Annotated in this window: 8 protein-coding genes; all 8 read right to left on the bottom strand. The window is 55.2% G+C overall.

Annotated features, from left to right (window positions below; translation table 11 throughout):
* Nucleotides 1-99: 99 nt before the first annotated feature.
* Complete coding sequence (locus ACIQ5B_RS08855) at nucleotides 100-804, bottom strand: OmpH family outer membrane protein (protein ID WP_397598692.1); 705 nt, start codon at nucleotides 802-804, stop codon at nucleotides 100-102.
* A complete protein-coding gene (gene bamA, locus ACIQ5B_RS08850; RefSeq protein ID WP_397598691.1) occupies nucleotides 804-3,431 on the bottom strand; it encodes an outer membrane protein assembly factor BamA in 2,628 nt (875 codons plus the stop codon). Before bamA ends, ACIQ5B_RS08855 begins: the two co-directional genes overlap by 1 nt.
* 155 nt (nucleotides 3,432-3,586) lie before the next feature.
* Nucleotides 3,587-4,708: an RIP metalloprotease RseP gene (gene rseP, locus ACIQ5B_RS08845; RefSeq protein WP_397598690.1), complete on the bottom strand. Its 1,122-nt coding sequence runs from the start codon at nucleotides 4,706-4,708 to the stop codon at nucleotides 3,587-3,589.
* Nucleotides 4,698-5,864, bottom strand: a complete 1,167-nt coding sequence (locus tag ACIQ5B_RS08840; protein ID WP_397598689.1) for a 1-deoxy-D-xylulose-5-phosphate reductoisomerase — start codon at nucleotides 5,862-5,864, stop codon at nucleotides 4,698-4,700. Before ACIQ5B_RS08840 ends, rseP begins: the two co-directional genes overlap by 11 nt.
* Nucleotides 5,865-5,866: 2 nt before the next feature.
* Complete coding sequence (locus ACIQ5B_RS08835; RefSeq protein ID WP_397598688.1) at nucleotides 5,867-6,604, bottom strand: phosphatidate cytidylyltransferase; 738 nt, start codon at nucleotides 6,602-6,604, stop codon at nucleotides 5,867-5,869.
* Nucleotides 6,601-7,320 carry a polyprenyl diphosphate synthase gene (uppS, locus tag ACIQ5B_RS08830; protein ID WP_397598687.1) on the bottom strand — a complete coding sequence of 240 codons (720 nt, stop codon included), beginning with the start codon at nucleotides 7,318-7,320 and terminating at the stop codon, nucleotides 6,601-6,603. The genes ACIQ5B_RS08835 and uppS overlap by 4 nt, the downstream gene beginning before the upstream one ends.
* Before the next feature lie 151 nt (nucleotides 7,321-7,471).
* Nucleotides 7,472-8,029 (bottom strand): ribosome recycling factor, encoded by a 558-nt coding sequence (gene frr / locus ACIQ5B_RS08825; protein ID WP_397598686.1) that lies wholly within the window; start codon nucleotides 8,027-8,029, stop codon nucleotides 7,472-7,474.
* Between the two features lie 3 nt (nucleotides 8,030-8,032).
* On the bottom strand, nucleotides 8,033-8,748 hold a 716-nt coding region (gene pyrH, locus ACIQ5B_RS08820; RefSeq protein ID WP_397598685.1), incomplete at its 5' end, for a UMP kinase.

The raw sequence follows: 8,748 nt of genomic DNA, 5'->3' as shown, positions 1-8,748 counted from the left end.
GTTCAACGCGGTCAACCAGCAACATCGGGTATCGATGCGGTAGCACCGACATAACCCGGCGTACGTCATAGTTGCTAAAATCAGCCTCGCTCATTCCGCTTAGCGGCTTTCAGGCTGTGCTGCAGGGTTTGCTGGTGCAGCCGCACGTGGCTGAGCCGCAGCGGCCTGAGCGGCTTGCATCTGCGCAGCGTTGTTAAACAGCTGCTGAATTTGCTGATACAAAGCGCCAATCTGACGCGACGGACGATAGCCCGCAGGGGGCGTGAGTGATGCTGCTGGAATAGCCTTATCCAGTTCAGCGGTAATCGCAGACGTTACGTCAACGGCTTCAGGTGCCCACACAAATGCGTCCGGCGCCAAAATGACGCTGATTTTCTTTGCGGCAACAACCGCCTGCTGCGCCGCTTCATACTTCACAGCGATCTGTTCGACGGCATATAATTGCGCCAAGATGATCGGCTCTTGAAGCGTATTGATTTCCTTTTGCTTTTCATCAAGCTGCGTCAGCAAAGGGTTTTTCGCCTTAATTGCTGCGTCGAGCTCAGCCTGCGTCAGCTCTTTATCCTTATTGGTATCAAGCTGCACATTGATGTTGTTGATTTCCTGACGCTTGGTCTGCATCTGCTGAACAACGCCTGCATATTGCGTGCCGATCTGCTGATACGCTGTGCCGAGTGCCTTTGTACGGGCAATTGCGACCGATGTTTCGGCGGTTGCAATGCCGGATACCTGAGCCGTTGCAGGAACAGCGATGGCTGTTGCGGACAAAAGAGCTGCCACGATGGCGGTGTTACGAATTTTCATTAGAATTGAGTTCCTACGTTGAATGTAAATAATTTGGTGTCGTCACCGGGCTGTTTCAGCAGCGCACGGGCAATATCAAGCCGGAACGGACCAAAAGGCGAGTTCCAGTTTACGCCAAAACCCACCGACATACGCGGCTTCCATGTGTCACCATAGAAACGCTCTTCGAACCGCAGCGCAGATATGCGCGCTGATCCATCGGCATTGGTTGCGGTAGTGGACGTCTGAAGCGTTCCTGTGGTGTCCACAAAGTAATATAGCGGCGCACCCTGTGTGCCATCAGACAATATTTCGCGTTGCTGAACCGTCTGCAATATAGGACGGGTCACGTCAAAAACCGAACCAACATCGAGGAACAAGGATGGGCGCAGACCCAGCTCCCTGGCGCCACTGCCCAGCGGAATCTGAAGCTCCGCACGGCCCATATAATAGGCCCGACCGCCGATGGCATCGTCTTGAATCTGGTTCCGGTCCGTCAATGCCGTGTTCACGGCTACGCCGTTGACGATGTCGCCTTGAAAGAACACGCGCTGTACCCGTGGACCAACGCCACGAATATCAAACCCGCGCATCTGTGGTTCACCGAGGTAGAAACGGTCGGTCAAACGGACGTCATCAACGCCCGCTGACTCAAGGCCGCGGTTTTCGAGCGGGTGAATATATCCGCCCTCAATTGACAGGCCGAACACAAAGTTCCCAAATGGCTTCCAAAATTTGTCCGCGTTAATGCGCGACCTGACATATTTAACGCTGCCGCCAAGCCCTGCGATATCTTGGCTGATACCAATACTCTGGCCTCGCGTTGGACGGATCCGGTTGTCGCGATCATCATATAACAAGGTATAACCCAGCGATGACGTCAGACGTTTGCCCGTGGCATCACACAGGAACCGGCCGGCGACGATTGGGTCGCACGACGCAGGTAGCGGCCCCGTACCATCTGGGTCAGTGAAAAAGGTGTTTTCATCCAACGAGATGTTGTCCTGGCTCAGGCCATAGCGTGCCTGGAAATAGACATATTCGTTCACCGGCACACCAACGCGCAGTTGGAACCCGGTGGTTGCCTGCTCATAGGTTGTGTTGCGTTGATTGTTGAAGAAGTTGAAGCTGTTCAAATCGCGGCGGAAGATATCGCCGGACACCGCAATTGAACGGTCAAACAGATAGGGCTCGGTAAACCCGATTTCAGCGGACTTCGAATAGGACGAATATGAGATATTCGTACGCAATTCCTGGCCAACGCCGCGGAAGTTCCGCTGCCTTACGGAACCTTGGAATATGAAGTTTTCGATCGACGAAAAACCAGCCGAAAGCGACAATTCGCCCGTTGCCTTTTCCTCGACATTGGTCGTCAGCACGATGCGGTCGGGCGCGGTGCCCTGCGCTTGCTCGACTTCGAGATCTTCTTGAAAGTAGCCAAGTGACTTGATGCGTTCTGCGGTGCGCTTCACCTGAATGCTATTAAATGCGTCGCCTTCGTTCAAACGGAACTCACGGCGAACCACCTTGTCTTGGGTCAGCGTATTGCCGTTAATGTCGATACGCTCAACGAACACCCGCGGCGATTCCGCAACGTTGAAGGTGATACCCATCGTCAACGTTTCTTTGTCGCGCTGGAAATCGGGGTTCACGTCGGCAAAGGCATAACCAAATAGACCAGCGGTTTCGGAAAGGCTTTCGACCGTATCCTCGACCATCTTGGCGTTGTACCAATCGCCCTTTTTCATGCGCAATGTCGTTGTCAGACGTTCGGAATCGAAATCGCGGATTTGGCTTTCAACCTTCACATCGCCGAATTTGTAGCGTTCGCCCTCTTCCACCACATAAGTGATGATGAAATCCTGCTTATCGGGCGTCAGTTCCGCAATAGCGGATACCACGCGGAAATCGGCATAGCCTTGCGTCAGATAAAACTGGCGCAGCTTTTGTTGGTCAAATGCCAGACGGTCAGGGTCATAGCTGGTGCCTGAGCTGAAGAAGCGGTAAAAACGCGATTGCTTCGTCACCATTTCGCCACGCAGGTCACCATCGGAAAACTTTTCGTTACCGATGATGTTGATCTGCTGGACCTTTGATTTCGGGCCTTCAGTGATTTCGAAGACGATATCGACGCGGTTCTGATCCAACTGGACCAGCTTGGGCTCGACCACCGCAGCGAAGCGTCCCTGACGCTTGTAGAGTTCGACGATGCGCGCAACATCCGCGCGGACTTTCGAACGCGAATAAATCTGACGCGGCGCCAACTTTATTTCGGGTTCGATCTTGTCGTTCTTGATACGCTTATTGCCTTCAAGAATGATGCGGTTCACCACCGGGTTTTCGCGCACTTCAATGACAACCGCGCCCGAATTGTTGCGCACGGCGACGTCCGCAAATAATTCCGTCGCGTATAAATCTTTCAACGCTTGGTCAGCAGAAGCCTGGGTCCAAAGCTGTCCCGTGCGTAAGCGAATGTACGACCGGACTGTATCGCCCTCGAGTCGCTGTGTACCAACAACGGTAATGGACTTGATTTCATCGAATGTAGCTGGCGCAGTCGGCTCAGCGGCTGGTGCCGGTGGCGGCGGCGTTGCTTGCGCAAATGCGGGCGTCATCGTACCAGACGCAGCAAGGGCGGTGGAACCCATCAAAAAAATGCCAACGCTCTTGAGGTTGCCGAAAGGTCTACTTTTCATTGTCATCCGATCTGATGTCCGGCCCCCACCGGGAGTTGGCGTATTGCCGCTAAAACGGTTTTGCGTCCCTGCCCCATGCAGCGTCCGCAATCAAGTATACATTGCCTTCAGCCGCTTTCAAAAAGCCCGAAAGACGCGAGGTCATTAAATGTCACCATCAGCATAAACGCCGCGAGCATCGCAAAACCTGCACGAAAAGCCCACTCCTGCACCTGCGGTGTTGCGGGGCGTCTGCGTATCGCCTCAATTCCGTAGAGCAAAAGATGTCCTCCATCGAGCATCGGGATTGGCAGCAAATTGATGAACCCCAAATTAATCGAGATCAGCGCCGCAAGGCTTATGAACGTCAATACGCCAAGGCTCATCGCTTCGCCGGAAACTTTTGCGATTTTCAACGGCCCACCAAGTTCGGAAAGCGGTCGCCGGCCCGAAATAATCTGCCCAAGGCCAGTCATCTGCTGCCGCAAGACATTGCCTGTTTGCAAGACAGCGGCCCATGGCGCCTCCAATAATCCGACTTCGCGAACTTCAACCTTGCTGGCGCCAACGCCAATGCGGCCAATACGATATTCGTTGCCAAAGCGATCAACTTCTTTGACTTCGGCCACGACGGTTTCTTTTACCAACTGCTCTCCATTGCGTTCGATTTCGATGACGGCACGCTCACCGGGGATCATGATGCTCTCGTTGGCCATCTGGTTAAAGGTTTCGATGCTGCGTCCGTTGAATTTCAGTACGCGGTCGCCCGGCATCAAACCGGCTTCTGCGGCGGGGCTTCCGGGTTGAACCACATCCAATACCGGCGGTGTAACCGACTTCCCGAATGCCAGCAGAAAGCCCATGAAGATCAATATCGCGAGCAAGAAGTTTACCGCGGGTCCAGCAAACACGATCAATGCGCGCTGCCACAACGTCTTGGACTGAAAAGTCTGGTTGCGCTCGGCCTCGGGCAATTGCCGCCAGCTGTCATCGGCTTGACTGGACGGGTTCATGTCACCTGCAAACTGGACATATCCGCCCAATGGCAACAATCCAATGCGCCACAACGTGCCGCGCTTATCCACCCTGCCCCAAATTTGCGGGCCAAAGCCGATGGAAAATTTGTCGGCCTTCACGCCGAACCAGCGGCCGACGAGATAATGCCCCAGTTCATGGACAACGACCAAAGACCCGATCAGCGCAATGAACGCGATCAGGGTCAAAAAGATATTGGGTGATTCAGTTGCCACGCGTCAATGCCTCCAATTCGTGCCGCGCATAAATCCGCGCATCTGCATCTATGCTGAACAGATCCTCCAAGTTTGTGGGCGCTGCCGGCGCATAGGCCGTCAATGTTGCCTCCACCACATTTGCGATATCCAGAAAGCCAATCTGGCCGTGCAAGAACGCTTCGACAGCCACTTCATTGGCGGCGTTCAGGATGGCCGGCTTCGCGCCGCCTTCGGTAATTGCCGCGCGGGCCAAGCGCAGCGCAGGAAAGCGCACCATGTCGGGCTGCTCGAACGTCAGCTGGCCAATGGTCGCAAGATCCAGCGGCTTGCAGTTCGTGGCCATACGTTCCGGCCATGCCAGCGCGCTGGCGATGGGTATACGCATGTCTGGCGAACCAAGCTGTGCCAGCGTAGAACAATCGTCATACTCCACCATCGAATGGATGACCGATTGCGGATGAACCAAAATGTCGAGCTTATCGAGCCCGACGGGAAACAGATGATATGCCTCAATCAGCTCAAGGCCCTTGTTCATCATCGTCGCGGAATCGACGCTTATCTTTGCGCCCATGTCCCAATTGGGATGCGCGACTGCCTGCGCCGGTTTAACCTCACGCATCTGGTCAAGCGAGAACGACCGAAACGGGCCGCCGCTTGCGGTCAGCGTGATTTTGCGCACATGTTCCAGCTTGCTTCCGGCGAGACACTGGAAAATGGCATTATGCTCGCTATCCACGGGCAATAATGATGCCCCGGACCGCCGCACCGCAGCCATCATCAGCGCGCCTGCCGAAACCAGCGCTTCTTTATTGGCAAGGGCAACGGTTTTGCCCGCCTGTATCGCGGCCATGGTGGGCGGCAATCCAGCGCAGCCCACGATGGATGCCATCGTCCAGTCGACATCACGCTGCGCCGCCTCGACTAGCGCCTCAGCGCCTGCAGCCGCTTCGATGCCCGTGCCTTGCAGCGCATCTTTCAGCGCCGGATAGGAAGCCTCATCAGCGACCACCGCCAGCTCTGCGCCAAATTCAATGGCAAGCTTTGCAAGCGCTGCAGCATTGCCATTGGCGGTCAGGGCGACGACGCGATAGGCATCACGATGCTGACGCACGAGATCGAGGGTGGAGAGCCCCACAGAGCCAGTGGCCCCGAATATCGAAACGCTGCGTGTCATCTCTAACTGCCCATTGCGCTTTGCGAAACGGTAATCAGCCCGGCAACAAATGCGACCGCAATCAAACCGTCGGTGCGATCAAACAAGCCGCCATGCCCGGGGATAAGCCGTCCGGAGTCCTTCACCCCTGCCCGTCGTTTCATCCAGCTTTCGAAAAAATCACCGATTTGTGCAACAACAGCAAGTGCAGCGCCGGCCAAGGCAAGGCGGGGCCAACCATAAGTCAGATAAACGTCGCCATTGCCAGCGTTGCCGCCCCTGAATGCATAAATCGCGGCCTGAATAGCGATCATCATCAAGCCAGCGCCAACCATGCCGCCTAGCAAACCAGACCATGTTTTCGACGGACTAATGCCCGGCGCAATTTTTGGCCCGCCGAATGTCCGGCCAGCGAAATATGCGCCGACATCAGTTCCGATAACGCCTGCGATCAGCATGATTGTGGGCGTCATTCCAAAGAAGGGTGCGCTAAACAGCAGCAAAGTGAAGCAAGCGAGGCCAACGTAAACAAGTCCGCCGACAAGCCAGATGATACGCGCGGGCATATTACGGGCAAACGCAAGCGCGAGCTTTGCGAATTCCCAATACACCCCCAACCCGACCAGAACGATCAGCGCCATAAACGCATAGCCGCCCAGCCAGATCGCGCCGATAGCCACCGACATCATGGCAACGCTCGACAATGTCCGCACGCCTAAGTCGGAACGCGGCTTCAGCAACGGAACGATCTTATCGGTCATCGGCCACCATAACGTCGCTCACGCGTTGAAAACTCGGTCAAAGCCTGCGCAAGCTCATCCTTGCTGAAATCGGGCCACAGCGTGTCGGTAAACCAGAACTCGGCATAGGCTGCTTGCCACAGCATGAAATTCGATAAGCGTTGCTCGCCCGACGTCCGGATCAAAAGGTCTAATGGCGGCAGACCTGCAGTGTCCAAATTGGCTTCGATCGATTCTACGGTAATCTCACCCTGCGCAGCGGCGGAACGGGCCGCGCGCGCAAGCTCATCCTGCGCGCCATAGTTCAACGCGACGGCCAGCGTCGTACGTGTGTTCTGTGACGTTCGCGCAATCGACTCTTCAAGCATATCCACAATATCGGGCGCTAATGCTTTGTAATTACCTATTATCTTTAAACGGACATCATTGGCCGCAAATTCATCGAGATCCGATTTGATGAATTCGCGCATCAACCCCATCAGGTCGTTGATTTCATCTTCCGGACGTTTCCAGTTTTCGCTCGAAAACGCATAGAGGCTGAGCGCTTCCAAGCCCAGCTCGCCCGCTGCACGCACAATGTTGCGAACGGTTTCAACGCCCTTTTTGTGCCCCATGGCCCGCGGCAACATGCGTTTTTTGGCCCAGCGCCCGTTGCCATCCATAATGATGGCCAAATGCCGCGGCATTTTTCCGGTGCCGGCCTCAATGCGCTCAGTTTGGGAACCGGTGGTCAACATTATGATTGACCTGCCGCCCCGCAAAACATTGTCACCCCCGACTTGATCGGGGGCCCATGATCTAAGCCATCAGCATTCACTGACAACTTTGGCCATGGATTCCCGGTTTCGCGGGAATAACACAATCTCGTTAGAGGGACTTGCGCCAATATCACTGGCTAAGGATTTCCTTTTCCTTGTGGGCAGCAGCGTCATCAACGGCCTTGATCATCTCGTCGGTCATCTTTTGAACTTCCGTCTCAAGCCGCTTGCGTTCGTCCTCGCTGATTTCCTTCTTATTCTCGTCCGTCTTCAGCCCGTCATTGGCATCGCGGCGCACGTTGCGGATCGCGATTTTCGCCTTCTCCGCATATTGGCCTGCAAGCTTAGCTAGCTCTTTGCGGCGCTCTTCGGTCAAATCGGGGATAGGCAGACGCAATGTCTGGCCATCGGTGATCGGGTTAAGGCCAAGGCCAGCCGAACGAATAGCCTTTTCAACCGGGGTCACGTTTGAACGGTCCCAAACCTGCACCGACAACAACCGCGGCTCAGGCGCGCTGACCGTTGCAACCTGGCTCAATGGCATGTGTGAGCCATATACTTCGACCACTACGGGGTCGAGCAAGGTCACGTTCGCACGGCCCGTGCGCAAACCGGAAAGGTCGCTCTTAAACGAATCAACAGCGCCTTTCATGCGGCGCTCGACATCAGTCTTGTCATATTGCGGCATGATTCAATTTCCTTCGCTTGTTACCACAGTAGAAGTGCCGCTTCCGTCCAGCACTTTTAAAATATTGCCCTGTTCGCGGATGGAGAACACCACGATTGGAATGTTGTTATCACGGCAAAGCGACACCGCGCTCGCGTCCATAACCTTCAGATTATCTGCCAACACCCGGTCGTAACTCAATGTTTCATAACGGGTTGCTGTCGCGACCTTCTTTGGATCGGCATCATATACACCATCGACCGAGGTGCCTTTGAACAAAGCATCGCACTGCATTTCGGCAGCACGTAATGCAGCGCCGCTATCCGTCGTGAAGAATGGCGCACCAACGCCGGCGGCGAAGATCACGACCCGGCCTTTTTCAAGATGACGTTCTGCACGGCGGCGAATGACAGGCTCGCACACCTTGTCCATTTCGATGGCCGACTGAACCCGTGTGGGGACACCAAGCTGTTCGAGCGCATTCTGCATGGCCAAAGCATTCATCACCGTTGCCAGCATGCCCATATAGTCCGCCTGTGCGCGATCCATGCCCTTGGCAGCACCGGCCATTCCGCGGAAGATGTTGCCACCACCGATAACGAGGCACAGTTGAAGCCCGGTATCCTGGGCCGCCTTCACTTCTTCGGCGACGCGTGCGACGGTATCCGGGTCAATGCCATAGGCCTGATCCCCCATCAGCACTTCGCCCGAAAGCTTAAGCAATATACGACGATAGCCGT

It is taken from the genome of Sphingorhabdus sp., assembly GCF_044374345.1.
Classification (GTDB): Bacteria; Pseudomonadota; Alphaproteobacteria; order Sphingomonadales; family Sphingomonadaceae; genus Sphingorhabdus_B.
This window is presented reverse-complemented; position numbering and strand designations above follow the sequence as displayed.